At 43.1% G+C, this 18,634-nt stretch carries 16 protein-coding genes; 4 read left to right on the top strand and 12 right to left on the bottom strand.

The window, feature by feature from the left end; genetic code table 11:
* Positions 1–88 precede the first annotated feature (88 nt).
* A complete protein-coding gene (gene guaA, locus WSWS_RS07910; RefSeq protein WP_070230751.1) occupies positions 89–1,633 on the top strand; it encodes a glutamine-hydrolyzing GMP synthase in 1,545 nt (514 codons plus the stop codon).
* A 150-nt stretch (positions 1,634–1,783) separates the two neighbouring features.
* Here the strand turns inward: guaA and WSWS_RS07905 are convergent, their stop codons facing one another.
* The 7 genes from WSWS_RS07905 to WSWS_RS07875 all read right to left on the bottom strand — a co-directional run bounded on the left by WSWS_RS07905 (position 1,784) and on the right by WSWS_RS07875 (position 9,050).
* Positions 1,784–2,743 carry a Dyp-type peroxidase gene (locus tag WSWS_RS07905; RefSeq protein ID WP_070230750.1) on the bottom strand — a complete coding sequence of 320 codons (960 nt, stop codon included), beginning with the start codon at positions 2,741–2,743 and terminating at the stop codon, positions 1,784–1,786.
* A gap of 113 nt (positions 2,744–2,856) precedes the next feature.
* A complete protein-coding gene (sstT, locus tag WSWS_RS07900; RefSeq protein ID WP_070230749.1) occupies positions 2,857–4,089 on the bottom strand; it encodes a serine/threonine transporter SstT in 1,233 nt (410 codons plus the stop codon).
* Between the two features lie 375 nt (positions 4,090–4,464).
* A complete protein-coding gene (locus WSWS_RS07895) occupies positions 4,465–5,601 on the bottom strand; it encodes an ArgE/DapE family deacylase (RefSeq protein ID WP_070230748.1) in 1,137 nt (378 codons plus the stop codon).
* Positions 5,602–5,688: 87 nt separating this feature from the next.
* On the bottom strand, positions 5,689–6,009 hold the full coding sequence (locus WSWS_RS07890; protein WP_070230747.1) for an AzlD domain-containing protein: 321 nt from the start codon (positions 6,007–6,009) through the stop codon (positions 5,689–5,691).
* Between the two features lie 12 nt (positions 6,010–6,021).
* Positions 6,022–6,726 (bottom strand): AzlC family ABC transporter permease, encoded by a 705-nt coding sequence (locus WSWS_RS07885; RefSeq protein WP_070230746.1) that lies wholly within the window; start codon positions 6,724–6,726, stop codon positions 6,022–6,024.
* A 110-nt stretch (positions 6,727–6,836) separates the two neighbouring features.
* Positions 6,837–8,210: an FAD-binding oxidoreductase gene (locus tag WSWS_RS07880; protein WP_070230745.1), complete on the bottom strand. Its 1,374-nt coding sequence runs from the start codon at positions 8,208–8,210 to the stop codon at positions 6,837–6,839.
* Positions 8,211–8,468: 258 nt separating this feature from the next.
* A complete protein-coding gene (locus WSWS_RS07875; protein WP_070230744.1) occupies positions 8,469–9,050 on the bottom strand; it encodes a TetR/AcrR family transcriptional regulator in 582 nt (193 codons plus the stop codon).
* Between the two features lie 114 nt (positions 9,051–9,164).
* Between WSWS_RS07875 and WSWS_RS07870 the strand changes: the two genes are divergently transcribed.
* Positions 9,165–11,603, top strand: a complete 2,439-nt coding sequence (locus WSWS_RS07870; RefSeq protein ID WP_070230743.1) for a YhgE/Pip domain-containing protein — start codon at positions 9,165–9,167, stop codon at positions 11,601–11,603.
* Between the two features lie 52 nt (positions 11,604–11,655).
* On the opposite strand, the gene WSWS_RS07865 is transcribed toward WSWS_RS07870, so the two are convergent.
* Positions 11,656–12,888, bottom strand: a complete 1,233-nt coding sequence (locus WSWS_RS07865) for a hypothetical protein (protein ID WP_070230742.1) — start codon at positions 12,886–12,888, stop codon at positions 11,656–11,658.
* Between the two features lie 139 nt (positions 12,889–13,027).
* A complete protein-coding gene (locus WSWS_RS07860; protein ID WP_070230741.1) occupies positions 13,028–13,456 on the bottom strand; it encodes a hypothetical protein in 429 nt (142 codons plus the stop codon).
* A gap of 1,100 nt (positions 13,457–14,556) precedes the next feature.
* Between WSWS_RS07860 and WSWS_RS07855 the strand changes: the two genes are divergently transcribed.
* A complete protein-coding gene (locus WSWS_RS07855) occupies positions 14,557–15,078 on the top strand; it encodes a GNAT family N-acetyltransferase (RefSeq protein WP_070230740.1) in 522 nt (173 codons plus the stop codon).
* Between the two features lie 262 nt (positions 15,079–15,340).
* Here the strand turns inward: WSWS_RS07855 and WSWS_RS07850 are convergent, their stop codons facing one another.
* Both WSWS_RS07850 and WSWS_RS07845 read right to left on the bottom strand, forming a co-directional pair.
* A complete protein-coding gene (locus WSWS_RS07850; RefSeq protein ID WP_237342604.1) occupies positions 15,341–16,012 on the bottom strand; it encodes a DUF6198 family protein in 672 nt (223 codons plus the stop codon).
* Positions 16,013–16,143: 131 nt separating this feature from the next.
* Positions 16,144–17,097, bottom strand: coding sequence for a zinc-binding dehydrogenase (locus tag WSWS_RS07845; protein ID WP_237342590.1), 954 nt, complete (start codon positions 17,095–17,097; stop codon positions 16,144–16,146).
* A 120-nt stretch (positions 17,098–17,217) separates the two neighbouring features.
* On the opposite strand from WSWS_RS07845, the gene WSWS_RS07840 reads away from it, so the two are divergent.
* Entirely contained in the window at positions 17,218–17,661 is a 444-nt protein-coding gene (locus WSWS_RS07840; RefSeq protein ID WP_070230738.1) for a MarR family winged helix-turn-helix transcriptional regulator, read from the top strand.
* A 38-nt stretch (positions 17,662–17,699) separates the two neighbouring features.
* Here WSWS_RS07840 and WSWS_RS07835 read toward each other — a convergent pair whose 3' ends face one another.
* Positions 17,700–18,395: a ribonuclease H family protein gene (locus tag WSWS_RS07835; RefSeq protein WP_070230737.1), complete on the bottom strand. Its 696-nt coding sequence runs from the start codon at positions 18,393–18,395 to the stop codon at positions 17,700–17,702.
* Positions 18,396–18,634: the final 239 nt, after the last annotated feature.

Raw genomic sequence — 18,634 nt, 5'->3', positions numbered from 1 at the left:
AAATGCTTTTTTATTTACAAAATTCACTGCGGATCACCTATATTAAAGTAGGTAAAAGGCAAATACGCATCTTAAGAAAGAGGACATAATGGCTAACGAGACTCACGATAAAGTCTTAGTTCTAGACTATGGTTCACAATATAACCAACTATTGGCACGTCGTATTCGCGAAATCGGCGTTTTCTCTGAATTGAAGTCACATAAAATGACTGTTGCAGAGATTAAAGACTACAACCCCAAGGCAATCATCTTATCTGGTGGTCCTAAATCAGTCTACGAAAACGATGCTTTTGACATTGATCCTGCGATTTTCGAGCTTGGTATTCCCATGTTGGGAGTGTGCTACGGTATGCAATTAATGGCGCAAAAGCTTGGTGGTACGGTCGAAGCCAACCCTGGTAATGGTGAATTTGGGGCGACGGTTTTAAGCCACAAAGATCAATCAAACTTGTTAGATGGCACGCCTGAATCACAAGTTGTTTTGATGTCTCACTCTGATAATGTCACTGAATTACCCGCTGGTTTCGTGATTGCTGGTGGTTCTGCTAAGACACCGATCGCAGCCATTGCGAATGATGAAAAGAAGTTATACGGTGTCCAATTCCACGCCGAAACCACTATTTCTGAGCATGGCACTGACATTTTACGGAACTTCGTTACTAACATTGCCGGCGCTGAAGCTAACTGGCACATGGAAGGATTCATCGAAGAGCAAGTGCGCTTGATTCGTGAAACTGTTGGTGATAAAAAAGTGCTGCTTGGTCTTTCTGGTGGTGTTGATTCATCAGTTGTTGGTGTTTTGTTGCAACGGGCTATCGGTGATCAATTAACTTCAATTTTCGTTGATCACGGTTTGCTCCGTAAAAACGAAGCCGATGAAGTGATGGAGTCATTGGGTGGCAAATTTGGGCTGAATATCATCAAAGTTGATGCTCAGGAACGCTTCCTATCAAAGTTGACTGGCATTACTGACCCAGAACAAAAACGTAAAATCATTGGTAACGAATTCATCCAAGTTTTTAATGACGAAGCAGCAAAGCTTGATGGTATTGAATTCTTAGCACAAGGTACTTTGTACACCGACGTCATCGAATCTGGTACCGATACTGCGCAAACCATCAAATCACACCACAATGTCGGTGGTTTGCCAGAGGACATGGCTTTTAAGTTGATTGAACCACTTAATAAGCTTTTCAAAGATGAAGTGCGTGTCCTTGGTGAAGCATTAGGTATTCCACACCACCTGGTTTGGCGTCAACCATTCCCAGGTCCTGGCTTGGGTATCCGGGTGATGGGTGCAATCACGGCCGAACGTCTTGAAATTGTGCGTGAATCAGACGCTATCTTACGCGAAGAAATCGCCAACCGCGGCTTGGATAGCCAAATTTGGCAATACTTCACCGTTGATACCGGTGTCGAGTCCGTTGGTGTGATGGGTGACTTCCGGACATACGATCACACCGTTGCCATCCGTGCTATCACATCCGTTGATGGTATGACGGCTGATTTTGCCAAAATCGACTGGAATGTTCTCGCTGAAATTTCCCGCCGCATCACAAATGAAGTTGACCATGTTAACCGCGTCGTCTACGACATTACGGCTAAACCACCCGCAACCGTTGAGTGGGAATAACCTAAATAATCTTTATCGGCCTATCTTGAACTAATCGAGATAGTGCTCGGCCAAAGCCTATCGATGAGCTCCGTATTGGGACTTATCGGTAGGCTTTTTTGTACAACAAAACACCAGCCAAATTAGTTTTGACTAGTGCGCTAAGTAATTTTAGTTTAACTGACCATCCGCAATGGCCGCTAAGGTATCCCGTGATGGAATAAAGAAAAGTTGACCGGTTTCAACCGTTGAGAACGTTAACAAGAAGTCACGCTCTGCCACCATCTGCTGCAACATCCCCTTAGTAACTGTCCAATGACGTGCATAACCAATAAAATATGTGCCCGTCTTATCAGTGGCTGCATCGGAGAAAGGCACATTCATGCGAACAATCTTTTGTTCTTCGCCATCAACTTCCAACTTTGAAGCAACGTTGTGTGCATTCTTATATTTATCATCATCGGCCAGCTCTAAGTCCGTAAACTTTTCACGGCCCACCGCCCTTTCTTGTTCCTCGGTTTTCATGGCTTGCCAGAAATTCATATCATGAAGCCACTTTTGCGCAAACGCATAGGATCCGTTAATGTATTCGGGATCCTCCGCACCGATAATTGCGTATTCTGCTGCGTCAGCAATCGCCGGCGCCTCTGTGCCATCGATAAAGCCAATAATGGCCCGTCCTTCAAAATAACGGAACCCCTTCGTCTCATCGAGCACCGTGGTGACATCTTTCAAAAAACGCATGAACTGTGTAACCACTTCGTACACGACCGCCTCATTGGCTGCCCGGATGTGTAGGAAAATATCACCAGCAGTGGCCGGCATCGTGTACTCCGCTTCATCCCCAGCAATCGTGGTGAATGTTTCAAGTTCCTTGGGCTTTGGCGCAGTGGGAAATAGATAGTCCCAAGCCGCGTTTGAGAACCCAATCGCGACCTTTAGACCGGCGTCTTCGGCGCGAATATTCATTGATCGGATGATCGCTTGTGAGCGGTCTGCAAATTCTTGAATCGCTGCTTGTTCTTGCGCCAAATTCGTGCGCTTTAATTGCAACACGACAAAATCGACATGCTGACCGATGTCCTTCCAAACATCCTGTGCAACGTCTGGATTCATTACTTCTACTGACATGTTCATACCCCCTTATTAATAATAATTATAACGCACAGGAGGCGCCTGCCAACAATGGAACCCGCAACCATTTAATGCAAAAACGCCCCAAACAAGTGCTGGGACGTTAAATCTTAGTCGACAGCCACTTCACGTGACCGATTACCAATGAACTCCTGGGCATATTCCGCCGTTGCGGTGAACACAACATCTGATGATGAATTCAATGCTGTTTCAGCGGAATCTTGAATCACACCAATAATGAATCCGACACCGACCACTTGGGCAGCGATATCACCTGGAATACCTAGCAGACTTGTCACCATTGGGATCAATAACAGTGATCCACCAGCAACGCCGGAAGCCCCGGCAGCTGATACTGCAGACAATAGTACCAGGATAACCGCTGTCCAAAAATCAACGGTGATGCCTAATGTGTGCGCTGCCGCTAATGACAAGACTGAGATCGTAATCGCTGCGCCAGCCATGTTAATTGTTGCCCCCAAGGGGATTGAGATAGCATACGTATCTGGATTCAACCCAAGCTTTTCACTTAAACGCATGTTCACTGGGATATTGGCTGCTGAACTACGTGTAAAGAAGGCCGTGACACCACTTTCACGCAATGTCGCGAAAACCAACGGATATGGATTACGCCGGGCAGCCACAAAGACGATCAACGGATTGACCACCAATGCGACCACCAACATTGCACCAATTAATACAAATAGCAGACGACCATAATCAGCCAAAGCACCCAATCCATTCACCGCCACCGCCTGGTAGACCAGACCCATGATTCCAAATGGTGCCAACTGGATGACATTATTCACGATGGCCGAAATAGCGACCGAAATATCCTGAATGACAACTTTAGTTGAGACAGAGGCATGTCGCAAAGCAAAACCAATCAATATGGCCCACGCCAAGATACCAATATAGTTGGCCTGACTTAATGCATTAATTGGGTTATCCACCAACTTCAACAACAAATTATTCAATACTTCACCAATACCGCTGGGGGCATCGATTTTCTGGGTACTCTTAACCAACTGCAAAGATGTTGGGAACAAGAAACTTGCCAGTACACCAACCAAACCGGCCATGAACGTGCCCACAAAATACAGGCCTAACACGGTGCGCATGTTGGTCTTAACCCCCTTTTTATGTTGGGCGATTGCAGCAATCACCAACACAAAGACCAAAATCGGGGCGACTGCTTTCAAGGCTGAAACAAATAAAGTTCCAAAAATAGCCAACCACGTCGCATCTGGAACTACCACTGCTAATAGCAAGCCCAATAACATGCCCATTATAATCTGGATAACCAAGTTTTGATCCTTCCACCATTGCCATGCGTTCTTCATAATTCTCTCCTCCAAAATTCTCTTCAGCTACAAAATAAAGGACTAGTCCATTTACATAGACTAGTCCTGTTCACTTTAAGTGATACATTAGGGTGCTAGTCAGCCATTGCGTGACAACGGCTGACGAAAAGGCAGTCAACCGCGGTGTCCAGATGAGGATCCAGTGGTGACTGAGGTAGACGCAATTTGATTCATTTGTTGAAATTGTCCGTTTACCTTCATGATATTTCCCTAACCTTTTCTAATATGATTCTCATTATAAAGAATCAAAATGAGATTGCAAGGTTTTTGTATAAAAGATTTTATTGGCACCAAAATCAAGGCCGCCTTAGAAGAGACCTGCAACGCTCTGCTTAATACTTGATTGCCCGCTGCCTATGCCAAATACTCAACCGCAATTTGCTTATAAATTTCAACCGCTTGCTCATAAATTTTTAATGAGTTGGACTCATTCACTGCATGCGAATTGTCAAAAGCACTTGGTCCAAAAATTAAAATTGGGAACTTGGCTTTGGCCTGAATAAATTCACTACCCTCATTGGCGCCGGCACCGGCAATCAAAGCACCTGGCTGACCACTGATTGCTTGAATTTTAGCCTGGGCGAGCTTTGTGAATTCTGATACGGTCTGCACTGGCAAAGGCTCCGCAGGATAAATAATTTCAAGTTCGGCATTGTCGTATTGATCAACCAGTGCCTGTAAGTCCGCGAAAATTTGTTGGTTGGGCGTTTCCGGAATGGTGCGCGTATTACCCATGAAGTAGGCGAGATCAGGGACTTGATTGACTTGTGTCCCAGAATTAATCACTGAAATAACATTCGTCAGTTTACCTAAAACTGGATTCTCGACGGTGTCATACTTGGTGAAATACGTCTGAATATCCTGGATAATGACCAACGCCTTTTCTAAGGCGTTGTCCCCGAGATCTGGTCGTGATGAGTGCGCTGATTTACCAGTAACCGTCACCTTGTAATCAATGACCCCCTTATTCGTATAGCCAATTTCGAAATTAGCCCGTGGTTCTCCTAAGATCAACGCGGTCACGTCATCCAAAAAGCCCGCTTCAACTAACTGATGGGCTCCATATTCGCCGGTCTCTTCACCCACGGTCATGAATAATTTCAATTGATTATGACCGAAATCAAAATCTTCAGCTATTAATTCCAGCGCCGCTGCAAAAAGTGCCGCTAAGCCACCCTTCATATCATTAGCACCCCGACCAAAAATCGTGTCACCTTCGATGTGTGCCGATAGTGGTGGATATGTCCACTTTGACAAATCACCAAAATCAACCGTGTCCCCATGACCTGAAAAGACCAAAACCTTATCTGGATTTTGTAATTCCCCCAGCTTCACGACCAATGAGTCACGGCCCGGTGCAAAAGTGACTTTAGTTACCTCGGCGGGCGTCCCGTCAAAATAACTTGCTAAATAATCCGCCAATTCAGCCTCATGATCGTTAACCGTCTGAATTTGAATGATGTCTGAAAATAATTTGATATGATCGACCATGTGCAACACCTCTTGTATATTTTTGTTATATTATATAACTATTTTGAATAAAAATACACAAACATGTTTAAAAAGCGGCTAAATATTCTAAAGAAGTCGCAACAACATCATCATGAGCACCCCAACGAAAACGGTCCAGGTTAGTGAATTACGCCAATAACCAATGATGACCGCTGGTAACACTGCCATCACGCCAAGCCAATCAACCACCAACCGCTGCTGTGTCACACTGACTAAATTTTGTAACAAAATCGCCGACATCATGCTGAGTGGCACAAAGTGTAGAAAACGGATCACGCCAGCCGGAAACTTGATCCACTGCGCGACTAGTACCGGTGTAATACGAATCAACCAGTTGATTAATCCGGCACCAATCAAGACCCACCAAAATACTGAACTATTGACCAAGTGCCTGCTCCTTTACCGAAAATAATGCGCAAATAGTGCCCCCATCACGGTCGCTACTAAAACCGCAATCGAACTTTCAAAGACGTATGATAGGCCAATAAAACTCATTGCTGTTACACCAATTTCACCGATGACGACACTGAATTTTGCCTTTTTAGTCCGTATATCGGCCTTAAGCGACAAAACCCAAAGGCCGGCGAACATAGCAGTCAGTGAGAAGTCCAAGCCAAAGGTGGTGGGATCAGATATGGCATCACCTAAGAGCCCACCTAGCACACTTGAAAGCGCCCAGACGGCTACGGCACTGAGATTAACCCCATTCATCCAAGAAAAGTTCACCGGCTTCCCTTGTGCGTGTGCCAACATTAACACCCCGTATGACTCATCAGTAATCAGACTCCCAATCGCCAACCCTTGCCACAAAGAAATGCCTTTAAAAACGGTCATCGCGGATAGTGATTGTAAGAACATGCGCATACTGACCAAAGCAATGATCGGTAAAATCGTCGTCGCATCCCCGCCAGCTACCAGCATCGCTACGATGATAAATTGCGCCGCCCCTGAGTAAACGATCGTCGACAGTAAAAAAATCTGCCACACTGAAAAATTTGCTGCTGCCGCAACAATGCCAAACGCTAGGCCAATTGAGAGGTAGCCAGCAAATACGGGCATGCTATCATGCACCCCCTGCCGCCAATCAAGCGTACTATCCGTCATAAAACCTCCTTGCAGGATTCCCTGCATACTTCGTCAACCGTCTGATCATCTTTGAACCGTTCGAAAAATGTCGATAATCAGCCCTATGCTCATTATCGACACCTATGAATTTATACTTTCCGTTCGGGATTCAAAATACCCTGCGGATCAAAAACTTGTTTGATTTGCTTTTGTAGTTGTACCACGGCTGGTGATAATTGCTGGTCGACCCATTTCTTCTTTAGGCTACCAATCCCATGCTCGGCACTGACGGTTCCGCCAACGCTGATGACATAGGTCAGCAATTCTGCAATAGCTGCGTCCAATTCTGCGGGAATTGGTCCTTCAGTGGACTCTAGAATAAAGTCTGGGTGCAGATTACCATCCCCAGCATGTCCCAATAACAACAAGCGCTGCTGATACTTTTCAGCGATCTCCTCGGCCCGCGCGACAACCGTGGCCAAACTACCCAACGGTACGGCAATATCCTCAACAATCAGCCGACCATACTGGGCGCCGGCCTTAAAAACATCCTGTCGAATCTTGATAATTTCTTTCGTACGCTCCACGTCAGCCGTGACATCCACCTTCACGGCGCCAGCTGCTTGTAATTCCTGCTTAGCCACCTCTAAAGCACCATCTACGGCCACATCCAATTGGAAAATCAACAATGCCTGGCTGCCACGAGCACCCAAATCCAGATTTTCATACTGATCCAAAGCTTCAATCGAGACCCGATTCAAAGCTTCTAGCATTGATGGGTATAAGCCACTAGCTTGAATACGTTGTACGGCATACGTTAGGTCTTGCATCGAGTTGAATGTAGCCAATCCGGTAACAGACGCACCATATGGGATGGGCAAGAGACGCACCGTAATTTCAACAATGACCCCCAGGGTACCCTCGGATCCGACGAAGAGATCCAATAGATTATACGCAGCGGTATTTTTCAAGACTGGTGCACCCACCTCAATCAATTCGCCACTAGCTAACACGACCTTAAGCGCCAACACGGCTTGCTTGGTAGTCCCATACTTCAACGAACTCATCCCACCAGCATTGGTTGCCACATTGCCACCGATCGTACTAATGGGCTTTGAACCTGGATCGGGCGCATAAAAATAGTCAAATTTACGGGCAGCTTCATCCAAAGTTCCATTTAGGACACCTGGTTCAACAATTGCTAATTGGTTTTCAATTTGGATATCAATGATATGATTCATGCGGGCTAAACTCAGAATAATACCATCTGACAAAGCCGATGAACCATTCACAATCGATGTTCGGGAGCCCTGGGTCACCACTGCAATCTGGTGCTCACTGGCAAAACGTAGTACAGCCTGCACATCGGCAATACTCTCTGCAAAGACGACCGCACGCGGTAAAGTACGCGACGTTTCTTCCTGTGTCCACTCATCGTAGCCATACTTATCCAAGACACTTTCTTCAGTATTCACCTCACCATTTGGCAAATCTAATAACGTAATATCTACTGCTGTTGTCATTCCACATCAACCTAATTTCTATTTTTATTAAATCAAGTATATAGCGTTTAAAAACAAACTCAACCCATTTATTAGTTATTTCTCATTTATTTTTTAGTAAAATTCACTTATTGCCCTTTTTAATAGTGGCGCATGGCTTTAGATATCTCAAAAACGTTCACTGCTATCGCCAAACAAGCCTACAATGAACTTAAGCGCGAATCTTGCTAGCTAGCATATCGCTAACTTAAATTTATTAGACAAACTGTCTAACATTGACTATTTAAGCATGGCGAACAGTTCAGCCGGCGTCAGATTCTCACTCGCTAGGAAGTATTTTGTAAAAGTAGCCGGTTCTTCTGGGAGCGGTTGTGACAGCCAATCAAAAATCATGCGCACATAGCCAGTCACATATAGATCCAAGGCATATTCCCGTGGAATAGCTGATTTATTAGCCCGATACGGCGAGCGAGTCATGGCACGTAATCGGTACATCAGGAGATTAGAAATTTTTGAAATAAAGTATGGATCACCCTTTTCACTCACCAGGATACGTAGAATTTCGCGATTCTCATATAGCCAATCAAACGTATGGGTAATGGCTTCATACGGTGAAATATCTAACACGGTATGATCATTCAAATCACTATGTTCCCCAATATAATCTAATAATTCTCCCTCGATTTTTTGCAACAAATCATCCTTATCTAAATAATGTAAATAAAAGGTCCCCCGTGAAATTTCTGAACGGGTGATGATGTCTGTCACCGTGACCCGATCATAGCCCTTTTCAGCCATCAAGCTCATAAAACTTTTTTGGATGGTTTCTTTGGTCTTTGCGATACGTTCTGCGTGTTTCATCGTGATCCTCCCCAAAATCTTAATTTAATAGACATTGTATCTACTTTTGTGAATTGAATCAAATTTTTTTAATCACTATAATAAGGAACATGAATTTTCAGGAGGCCAATCGAAATGCACGAATGGCGATATATATTTAAAGAAAAGCGTTTTTTAATCATTGTGTTCATCGCACTAGCAACTGTCCCTTCAGTCTACGCCGTAACATTCTTAAATTCAGTTTGGAATACTTACGGGAGAATTAGCCAACTGCCGGTCGCAGTAGTCAATCTCGATCACGCGGCCAAACAGAATCATAAAACCATTAAGCTTGGTAAGAGCCTCGCCAAGCAATTAGTCGACAGCGATAGCATGAATTTCACCCAGACGAGTGCCAAACAGGCAAAAAAAGGGTTAGATGATGGCAAATATGTCATGGCGATCACGATACCTAAGAACTTTTCAAAGAATGCGGCCAGTCTATCAGACAAAAATCCCAAGCGGATGCGTCTGAATTATGAAACAAGTGCTGGTCATAACTTTATCGCCTCAAAACTATCTGAATCGGCGATTAATAAACTGGTAGCCAAAGTTAATGCGCAAGTCACGCGCACGTATGCCAAGGCACTATATGCTAATCTCGCCAAAGTTGGAGACGGATTATCTGACGGTGCAGCTGGGGCAACCAAATTAAAAACTGGGACGACCAAGTTACAATCTGGAGTTCAGACCATCACGACTAATCTAAATACCTTGGCTGCCGGTACCACGACCCTAAACACAGGTATTAACAGTTTCAATAATCAACTTTCTACTTATACAAATGGAGTTGCCTCTGCCAGCACCGGTAGCAAATCGCTTGCCACTGGGTTAAGCCAATTACAGGCGCAAACACCGACACTGACGACTGGGATCACTTCATTGAATTCAGGTGCCCAACAGTTGAGCACTGGGATTACGCAATATACCGCCGGAGTGTCAAAAGCAAATACCGGTGCTCAGCAATTAAACGCTGGTCTCAAAACGATGCAAGCAGCCGTTAACGATAATGATGTGACAACTCTTCAAAAAGGACTCAGTACCTTCCAGGCGGGCTTAAACAAATTAAATTCAAGCTTGTCACAAAGTTCTACCGACACGACTGCCATCACAAAAACAATGACCACTTTAGCCACTGACTTAAAAACCTTGTCAACTGGTGCCCAAACTCAACAGGCTACCCTAACCAAAAATCTAGCGACAGCCATCCAGGCAGCTAATTTAACTGATGAACAAGCAGCCACGATTCAAAAAGCAGTCCAAAGTTCCTCGGATACTGCTGCTACGACCACTGTTATGCAGGATATGCAAACCCAATTAACGACATTAGCGAGTCAATTAACCACCCTTAAAACAACTGCCACAGAACAACAAAAGGAACTTGCTACGGGAGTCAGTGCATTAAATAGCGCATTCGGCACAAAAGATGACACTAACACCCTATACGGTGGTATGGCATTATATATCACCCAAACACAGACTGGGGTTGCTAAACTAACTACAGGTTCAACAACCTTAGCTGACGGTCTGCAAACCTTAACAGATAAGGGTGCGACCCTAAAGAGTGGTGCGACTACCTTGGCCAATGGTACCAAACAGTTGCAACAAGCCACCCCCGCTTTAGTTAGCGGCATCAATGAGTTAACCACTGGTGGCAACACATTGACGAGTGGCCTCAGCCAATTAGCCGCTAACAATAGCAAGATTACCAATGGTACTAACGAACTCGCCACTGGTTCGCAAAAGTTAGACAGTGGTGCTAACCAATTAGCTACTGGCCAAAAGCAAGTTGGTCCAGCCCTAACGAAGTTAAGCAATGGTGAAACGACATTAGCTAATTCATTAGCCGATGGCGCCCAACAAATTGCCGATCAAAAAGGCACTTCTGCCATCTATGATCAGATCGCTAAGCCGGTCCTAACGAAGCACACAGATCAAACCACGGTTGCCAACAATGGTACCGGAATGGCACCATTGATGATGTCAGTCGGTCTCTACGTCGGTCTGATGGCCTTTAATTTGTTAATGGACATGGTGACACCTCATGGCAAGTATAAGAATGCGTTCCGCTACTTTATCGATAAGACGACCTTGCTCGCAGCCTTCTCTCTGGCCAGCGTTGCCATTCTTGCAGTTGGTGTACACTTCATCTTAGGGCTTGATGCCTTGAGTACAGCCAAGTCTGTGGGAGTCTTACTCATCATTGAATTGATGTTTGCCATGATTGTCTCCACGCTAAATCTATGGTTATCACGACCAGGTGCCTTTCTATCATTGATATTATTGGTACTCCAGCTGAGTGGTGCTGAGGGAACGTATCCCATCCAACTCTCGAATGAGTTCTTTGCTACCATTCGACCATATCTCCCAATGACTTATGGTATCCATGCCCTACGTGAAGCCATGATGATTGGTGGCTCAATCAGCCATGATATCTGGGTAATGCTTGCTATCACCGCAGTGTTTGCCGTGACCTACACGGCCTATTACTTTACCCATGGTAAGCAAGCGCTACGTATCTATCAAAAGAGTTAAACAATACAAAAAAGGGAATCATCCAGCCTGGATGATTCCTTTTTAATATGCATTACTTGATTTCTTTCCAAACACTAGAGACATCATTAATTGTACGATTCGTCGCACCACCTGAATAGATACTATCAGTGGTATTAGGATGTGGGACATACTGATACACATGTTGCTGACCATCTGTTGATACATAACCTGCAACGGTGATTTGGAAAGTACCTGTCACCGAGTTTGTCGCATCAGGCACCCAAGTAACACTCACACCACCACTAACCCAACCATAGTAGTTACCTACACTCGTTGAAGTCTGGCTAGCCAGCTGACTGCGATTAACCGTTGCTGGCAACCCTGGTAGAAAAGCTTTCTCAGTTTTCTTAGAGGAAGATGCATAGACCATGATGTAATCTTTTGTACTGACATTATTTAAGGTCTTGGTCGCCAAGCTATTTTGGAAGGGTTGCCAATAACCGTCTCGGTATGCATTCAAAAAGACATCCCCAGCGGCATTTTGAATTGTTTGACCTTGAACCCATGAAGTTCCCGACCAAATCCACTGTGAATTTCCATTGAAAATAGAAAAGACATAATAAGCACCAATTTTTTTCAATCCTAAAGTATACCCACCAGCTGGATTACTCCATGTATTGACTTGCGCTGTGGCGATATACATTGGATCGGCAACCTTATTTAACACCGGACCATTTGCAATCCAATCAGCTGTGGTACCTGCATCCGCAAAAATATCTGCATACCGATCCACAAGCGTTTGGAGTGTCTCGACCTTTGTTTCTAACGCCTGCGTCTGCTCAGAAATTTTGGCAGCAACCCGCTCATCAATTGTATTATTAACCGAATCAACTAAGTTGGTGGTTGGATCAAAGTCATCCCCCAACGAGAGCGATGTTTTTAACTCCGCCAATTGCTCTTTCAAACCAGTGATCTGATCAACATTGGTGATACCCATATCCTTCAGCGCGGCAATTTGTTTACTCATATCATTAATTCTGGCTTCTGCCGCATCCAAATCCGTAACATTTAAGGCCGTAAACAATGTATTTTGATTATTCAACAGATTTGTGTTCTGGTCTTTAGTATCGCTTAATTGTTGCTTCAATGTCTTAATCTTGACCGTTGATTGTGTTAACAGATCACTCACATTGGCAATCGATTGATCAGTCGCCCGCAAACTTTCGGTATGCGCCCGCGTCAATAAAAACGCTGCATTTGCTGACAATGAAATAATTAATAACAACATCGGCAACAAGATTAATACTATTTTTTTCTTTCGCATTTGGATTCACCCATTAATAGCCTGTTATAAAATACATTTGACCGCATTTCAAAAATGGGGTCAAATGTATTTTACATCCGAACCCCACTATCAGTATCATTGCTTGTTTAATTTAATTATTTGAGCTATCAGTGCCAACTTATTGTGTAACAGAGTCTACATAAACGACTTCAGTGTCTGCTGTCGTTGCTGAAGAGACACTACTTGAATCAGCAGTAATAGAAGCTTGCAAGGCACTGGCCTTCTTTTCAAGGTCAGAAGCTGAAGAAGCGGCTGAGTCAATATCTGTGTTAACAGATGACATTTGGCTGTTAGCAGCATTTTGAACGGCCTTTGTTTCTGATGAACGTGCGCTAACGACATTCTTCAAAGCCGTGATTTCTTCTTGAGCTGCTGTAAGAACGCCATCAACGACGCCATCTTTCTTAACAGCATGGACAATCGTCTCATAACCCTTAGAATTGAAATTCAACAATTGCCATGAAGCTAAAGCAGTAGTAGAAACGGCAACGCTACAAAGAGCCACTGCCACAGCAACCTTCAACTTCTTACTATTAAACTTACCCACGATAAAAAACCTCATTCTTCTATTAATATCAAATATCTTTAAATTCATAGGATGTGCATCGCACTCCCACATGTATGGCGCCTTGAATATATTATCACAGCCCTATGAAAACACACAATATTCAATATATACAAAAAATATACACGAAACCTATTTCGTGTATATTTTCAAAAAGAAAGCATTTTTAGCTTGATAATTATTTTTATCCTGATTTAATTTTTTTACAATTTCCGGCAAAAATATGCATTTAACCAATTTTTAAGTCGTTTTTATGTTTTTTAATTTTAATAAACACAAAAATAAAACTATTCATGACAGAATCTATTTTTGTTTATTTTAAATAAAAAAACCTCATGTAACAACAAAGATATTTAAACGTTCTTTAAAAGACATAATATTTACAACTTTTATTAAACACTTTTTGAATTTGTGTCACCCGAAACCTTGCTTTAATGAGATTTAACTCATTTTACCCGGGTGAATCCTTTTTTGGACAAATACAAGACCGAATAACAATATTATCGCTTAAACAGATTATTATGAACGTTTCATAGTGTAATTTTAACCTTAAATACAAAAAATAACAAACTTTTATCTAAAATAATTAAAAATAGATCGGGATATTCAAATTTATACATATATAAAGCATAGTTTCTCTATGTAATCAAGCACAATATTAAATACCAGCAAACGCTAACAATGACACTATTTGTCAAAGCGACCGCGACTCATCATTGTTTCCGATTACGTCAAAGAGGCTCAACTACGGCTATTCAAGATGTTTATACACTAAATATGCATAAAAACTAGGCTGCATATCTGCAACCTAGTTTTTATGGAAAGGTATAGGTATATGAATAAGATGGGAAGTAACTTATGTACATTCTCATTTGCTAGTAAGGTGGGCTCCTTATCAACATGTATAATCATAGTATGACTAGCTTAGTCTAACTTTAAGGCGGGCATAACATAGCCTTAAATGGTCAAATACAAGTTATTTAACGAACTGATGTCATTATCACGGGACTGCGGTAGACTTAAAGTGGTGAGCTACCTTTATTAACTATAGCCATCCACTAAATTCTAGAACCGAGAAAATTATGATCCTTACAATTGAGACACTCAGCGTACAACCCAACCAAGCGCTTCAGACATACTTATCTAACGTCGACCGGCTGGAAGGCGGATTTTCAAATCCAGCTGATAAGTCCGATTTGCTTAATGAACACGCCTTTATCGCCTGGTTGCAACGCATGGATAACCACGCCCATGGGATTGATTTACCCGCGGGCTTTGTTAACCAAACCCTTTATTTCTTCAAAAACGACGACCGCTATGTGGGTATCGGCAAATTACGCCATCGGCTCACCCCTGCACTTTATGTTGACGGCGGACATATTGCTTACGGCGGTGTCCCCCATGAGTTACGAGGGCACGGTATCGGCACGGATATGTTACACCTGCTATTGATTGAAGCTCAGCAACTGGGCATTCAGACACCGCGTGCCACAACAACGCTCAACAACTTCGCCTCACAACATATTCTACAAGCGAACGGTTTTACCCAAGTTGGTAAAAATAAGAAACATCTGATTTTTGAATTACAAAAAAAACAGCAATAACCCGCCACAAACTAAAACAGCAACTGCATATCTGCGGCTGCTGTTTTAGTTTTAAGGAGTAGGTATATGAATATGAAAAAGTATTTAGAATACAGTTTCTTTGATAGGGTGGGCTCCCTATCAACATGTACTATAATAACCTCGTTAACTTAGCTAAACTTTAATTGGGGCATAACCCTTCCTTAAAATAGCAAATGGTTCGCCTAAACATGCAAATCATTTTAAAAACCCTGTTGAACAAGTTTGTTCAACAGGGTTTTGATTAATAATTCGTAACGCGATGAACTAACCGGCTGAAAACGTGTTTATCAGCCCAACCAATAATCATTCCTTGCGCCAAGAAAGAGAAAATCGTCCCTACATTCAAGGCCACTAACTCATGAGTAACTGCCCAGACCGTAAATGACATCACCATAGGAATCATAAAATTCACTAATTGGGATACGGTTGCGTTGCCATGAAAATACTTAAAGCGCGTAATAACCACCACATCATCCATAGGATGCAAAACGATTTGAACCCGTTGTGTAATAGAAACCCCAATGGCAACCATGATAATCCCTATAAAATCAATCAGAATCCGTAGATACCACATAAGAGACATCATCCCCATTGAAATAAATAATTGACTAATGTAGTTAATGATTATACTAAAGAAGAAAACGAACGCAAGATTACTAATAAAGCGACGTACATCCAAATGCCCCAGCAATACTGCTGTAAAAATTGCAGCTAACAATCCATATAACCATAGGTAAGCTCCAATTGGCTCATGCGTCACATTTGCCAAATTAGCCGCCGAAGCCGTCCATGGTGCCGACCCCATATTGGTTGCTACCGTGATGCCATTACCAACCGCATTAAATAATAATCCAATAATTAGAAAAATAATTCCCTGAATTGACGTCAATTGACGTCGTTCGCCCTCAACCACTAACAACCGTAATCACCTATCCTATTTCTTTCTTCCTCTCAGTATAGCGCATTTTAACAAGAATGATTAGGGGATTTGTGCTAAGCAAGTCACCTATTCAGGATTAATTCATCAGCCAGTAAGCCCTGTTCTTATAGCACAAATACGATTCGTTCGGACGTTTTCTCAGTCCATACCTGGGCGATATCAGTTAGTGCCTCACGTCGAACCTCAAAGACAAATGGTTGCGCTACTTCAGCATCCGCAATTCCCTGCAATGATGATAACAGTTGGGCCATCTTCACTGAGCCAAATCCCGAACCAACCAGGCGTAAGTTCACTGCTCTCAAGGCCGCAGCTGGCAGAGCCGTCGTAGGTCCTACTACTGATCCAATGTTGACCCAGGTCAACAACTGGTTAGCATCTGCTCGTGCAGGAATAATCGCAGTCAACGCCTGCCCCGTCACATCACCCCAAAGATAATCCAGCACAATATCAACATTTTTGCCAACCGACGCTAGATTTGTGGCAATGGTAGCTGCATCATCACTTAATGATACGATTTGGGTTGCCCCAAGCTCATATAGATCATCCAGATGACCATGATCACGTGCGACAGCAATAATCTCCGCGGCGCCCAAACGTTTAGCAATCTGCAAGGCCAGCTTACCAGCATTGCCACTAGCACCAAGAATCATCACCTTTTGCCCGGCCTTAAATTCAGTCCGATAGTGCAGTGCCATCCAACTCGACATGGCAGGATTCATCATTCCAGCTATCTTGGCATCATCAGTTTTGCCGGCCACGTACACCCAATCACCATTTTTAACAGCGATTTCCGCAGCCATGGCCCCACCTGATTGACTCACAAAATAAACTTTTTGCCCGCTCGGCAAGATACCGACACCATCAATGCCAGGTACCACTGGTAAACTAGTGTGCTGCACAGAATAATGCTGACCGCTCGCTACGCTACGAGCAACATTGGACAATGCAGAGGCCGTAACCTCAATTTTCGTCATTGATGCTTCGGGAATTGGGGCTAGAAAATTTCCTTCGTAATGGGGCCCCGTGCTAAAATCACGAACAACAGCTGCTTTCATCATGAACTACCTTCGATTCTAAATTTATTAGTTTGTATTTCAAACTATATTGGCCATTTTAGTTTGTAATACAAATATAGTCAACTAGTTTTGATAACAAACTTTTTTTGCTATAATCTACTTATGGAAAATCAAAACAGAGAATTAGCAGAACATGTCTTTCAACTCACCTTCGAAATGATGAGTATCTTAACCAAGGTCGCTGCAGAACACGACTTTTCACTCACCCAATTACGTCTACTAGGCATCCTACGTGATCGTTCACCAAAAATGGGCGAGGTAGCAAACTACCTAGGACTCGATAAATCTTCAATCACAGGTATAATTACCCGCTCTGAGAAGCGTGGGCTAGTTGTTCGTACACCTGCACCTGATGATAAACGGGCGCTGATCGTGTCATTAACTGAAAAGGGACAGGCCCTAGATAATGAAATTATGTCGCAGTTGCTAGCGATTGAAGCTAAGTATGAAGTACACCTCACTGTGACTGAACGTGAACAGTTGCATCTCCTGCTACACAAATTCATGAACGGCAATGTTGATCAAAATGATCTCGGGCGAGGATAAACTAAAATAAGCTGTACGCTTTCACGTACAGCTTATTTCTATAGATTATCCATGGCTTGATTCAATAATTGATCCACAAGTACATTCCCATCACTGGTGGCATGTCCCTTTACCCAAATAAAGGAAATCCGCTCAGCCAGTTGTTGCATCAAGTCATACACTAATTTCCATGCTTCTAAATTAGCAATTTCACCCGTTTTTTTCTGCCAACCATTACCCTGCCAATTGTACATCCAGTCCGTGACGGAATCCAAAACGTATTTTGAATCAGATACGATCGTCACCTGCTCTGGCACCTTGGCTGCTTGTTTTAAAGCGTTAATTAATGCGAACAGTTCCATTTCATTGTTGGTTCGGCCAAGAAAAGCACCACTGTCAGTAAAGACGGCTTGATGTGGTTGATTCCCTGGGTAAATTGCAATGGCCCAAGCAGCCTTGTCGGTACTCTTGACGTGACCACCGGCGATATTACCGGTATTTCGGTTACCACCATCCGTAAAAATATAGTAACGCTTTGGATCCCAGGTAAAGTTACCATCATAAGCTACTTCATATGTACGAGCGGTATTACCATTTGCCCCAGTCATCTCTGCAAACCATTGTTCAGCCTCTGCCTTAGTCGTAAATCCTTTGTATTTTGGTGCTGGTTTTGTTTGGGTATACTTTTGTACCTCAGGCCAAGGTTTGGTATATACACCTTCAAATTGATTGCCAACAATTGCATATGTTTTCATTCTAAGTACTCACTCTCTTTGATGTTTCACGTGGAACTTTGACTTCTCATAGTATCTCAAAGATAACTATCAATCCGCACCGATTGTATCATATTTAAAAAATCATTAGTAACTTAACCACCTAGTTATCTGATAATTGAATCTGATACTTTATTCCGTACATAGATTCCCTTAGGCATTGCCAATACCTAAAATTTTATCTGATACCTAAGATTCTGACTTAGAGACATCAAAAAACG

Origin of the sequence: Weissella soli, assembly GCF_001761545.1 — a bacterium.
In the GTDB taxonomy this organism is placed as follows: Bacteria; Bacillota; Bacilli; order Lactobacillales; family Lactobacillaceae; genus Weissella; species Weissella soli.
The sequence above is the reverse complement of the archived record's forward strand: the minus strand, read 5'-3'. Positions and strand labels throughout refer to the sequence as shown.

Excerpts from the sequence above, each read along its gene's own strand:
- WSWS_RS07845 (WP_237342590.1), bottom strand. The coding sequence starts at position 17,097 with ATGATGAAAGCAGCTGTTGTTCGTGATTTTAGCACGGGGCCCCATTAC.
- WSWS_RS07895 (WP_070230748.1), bottom strand. The coding sequence starts at position 5,601 with ATGGTCGATCATATCAAATTATTTTCAGACATCATTCAAATTCAGACG.
- WSWS_RS07870 (WP_070230743.1), top strand. The coding sequence starts at position 9,165 with ATGCACGAATGGCGATATATATTTAAAGAAAAGCGTTTTTTAATCATT.
- WSWS_RS07885 (WP_070230746.1), bottom strand. The coding sequence starts at position 6,726 with ATGACGGATAGTACGCTTGATTGGCGGCAGGGGGTGCATGATAGCATG.
- WSWS_RS07840 (WP_070230738.1), top strand. The coding sequence starts at position 17,218 with ATGGAAAATCAAAACAGAGAATTAGCAGAACATGTCTTTCAACTCACC.
- WSWS_RS07875 (WP_070230744.1), bottom strand. The coding sequence starts at position 9,050 with ATGAAACACGCAGAACGTATCGCAAAGACCAAAGAAACCATCCAAAAA.
- guaA (WP_070230751.1), top strand. The coding sequence starts at position 89 with ATGGCTAACGAGACTCACGATAAAGTCTTAGTTCTAGACTATGGTTCA.
- sstT (WP_070230749.1), bottom strand. The coding sequence starts at position 4,089 with ATGAAGAACGCATGGCAATGGTGGAAGGATCAAAACTTGGTTATCCAG.
- WSWS_RS07855 (WP_070230740.1), top strand. The coding sequence starts at position 14,557 with ATGATCCTTACAATTGAGACACTCAGCGTACAACCCAACCAAGCGCTT.
- WSWS_RS07880 (WP_070230745.1), bottom strand. The coding sequence starts at position 8,210 with ATGACAACAGCAGTAGATATTACGTTATTAGATTTGCCAAATGGTGAG.
- WSWS_RS07835 (WP_070230737.1), bottom strand. The coding sequence starts at position 18,395 with ATGAAAACATATGCAATTGTTGGCAATCAATTTGAAGGTGTATATACC.
- WSWS_RS07905 (WP_070230750.1), bottom strand. The coding sequence starts at position 2,743 with ATGTCAGTAGAAGTAATGAATCCAGACGTTGCACAGGATGTTTGGAAG.
- WSWS_RS07865 (WP_070230742.1), bottom strand. The coding sequence starts at position 12,888 with ATGCGAAAGAAAAAAATAGTATTAATCTTGTTGCCGATGTTGTTATTA.